The sequence below is a fragment of the Streptomyces sp. RP5T genome, assembly GCF_003933965.1.
Classification (GTDB): domain Bacteria; phylum Actinomycetota; class Actinomycetes; order Streptomycetales; family Streptomycetaceae; genus Streptomyces.
Genome location: NZ_RSAJ01001065.1, coordinates 1 through 1,428, shown reverse-complemented (window position 1 = coordinate 1,428; position 1,428 = coordinate 1). Strand labels below are relative to the sequence as shown.

Annotated in this window: 2 protein-coding genes; both read left to right on the top strand. The window is 75.6% G+C overall.

Annotated elements, in window-relative coordinates; genetic code table 11:
- A partial coding sequence (locus EHS43_RS44500; RefSeq protein ID WP_125196052.1) for a GNAT family N-acetyltransferase occupies positions 1–719 on the top strand: 719 nt, incomplete at its 5' end.
- Positions 719–1,428 (top strand): 1-acyl-sn-glycerol-3-phosphate acyltransferase (locus EHS43_RS44495; protein WP_125196051.1); only part of this gene is annotated, 710 nt, incomplete at its 3' end. The genes EHS43_RS44500 and EHS43_RS44495, both read left to right, overlap by 1 nt.

The window sequence follows — 1,428 nt, the reverse complement described above, 5'->3', positions numbered from 1 at the left end:
GCTACACCGTCACCCTGGCCCGCGACGAGGACGACGTACGGGCCGCGCAGCGGCTGCGGCACGACGTGTTCGCCGGCGAGATGGGCGCTCTCCTGACCTCGCCGGAACCGGGCCTCGACGTCGACGGCTTCGACGCCCACTGCGACCACCTGCTGGTCCGCGACACCGTCACCGGCCAGGTCGTCGGCACCTACCGGCTGCTGCCCCCGGAGCGGGCCGCGATCGCCGGACGCCTCTACTCGGAGGGCGAGTTCGACCTCGCCCCGCTCGACGCGATCCGCCCCGGACTCGTCGAGGTCGGCCGCTCCTGTGTGCACCCCGACCACCGCGACGGGGCCGTCATCGGCCTCATCTGGGCCGGGATCGCCCGCTACATGGTGGACCGCGGCCACGACTGGCTGGCCGGCTGCTGCTCGATCCCGCTCGCCGACGGCGGCGCGCTGGCGGCCGGCACCTGGGACCGGGTGCGCGCCAAGTACCTGGCCCCCGAGGAGTTCCGGGTGCGGCCGCTGCTGCCCTGGGAGCCCGCCGAGGGCACGCCCGCCGTCCACACCGAACTGCCTCCGCTGCTGCGCGGCTACCTGCGCCTGGGCGCCTGGGTGTGCGGACAGCCCGCCCACGACCCGGACTTCGGTGTGGCCGACATGTACGTGCTGCTGTCGATGCGCCGGGTCAACGCCCGCTATCTGCGGCACTTCCTCTCACTCGTCCCGGCCTGATGAGCGTCTGGCTGCCCAGCGCGCCCTGCACCCCGGGGGCGTGCCTGGAGCGGACGGGGCCGGTCGCGGCGATACCCCGTGCCGTGCTGCGGCTGCTCGCGCTCACGACGGTGCTGCTCGCCGGGATCGCGCTGCTGCCGGTCGGCCGCTGGGTCCCGGCACGGGCGGTCAGGTGGTGGTGCCGGGCGGTGGTGCGGACCTCCGGGGTCCGGGTCCGGCTGTCCGGCGCCGCCGCGCCAACGGGCGGGGTGCTCCTGGTGGCCAACCACATCTCCTGGCTCGACATCCCGCTGATGGCCGCCGTACGCCCCGCGCGGATGCTCGCCAAGTCCGAGATCCGGCGGTGGCCGGTGGCCGGATGGCTGACGGCCCGCAGCGGCGCCCTGTTCATCGAACGGGACCGCCTGCGCGCCCTCCCGGACACGGTCACCCGCATCGCCGACGCGCTGCGGGCGGGCGCGGCGGTCGCCGTCTTCCCCGAGGGCAGCACGTGGTGCGGCCGCGCCCAGGGCCGGTTCCGCCGCGCGGTGTTCCAGGCGGCCCTGGACGCCGGGGTGCCGGTCCAGCCGGTGAGCCTGCGCTACCGGCTCACCGACGGCGGATCCGGCACGGCCGCCGCCTTCATCGGCGACGACTCCCTGCTGGCGTCGGTGTGGCGGGTGGTGTCGGCACGGGGACTGACTGCGGAGGTGGAGGTCCCGTCCCCGAT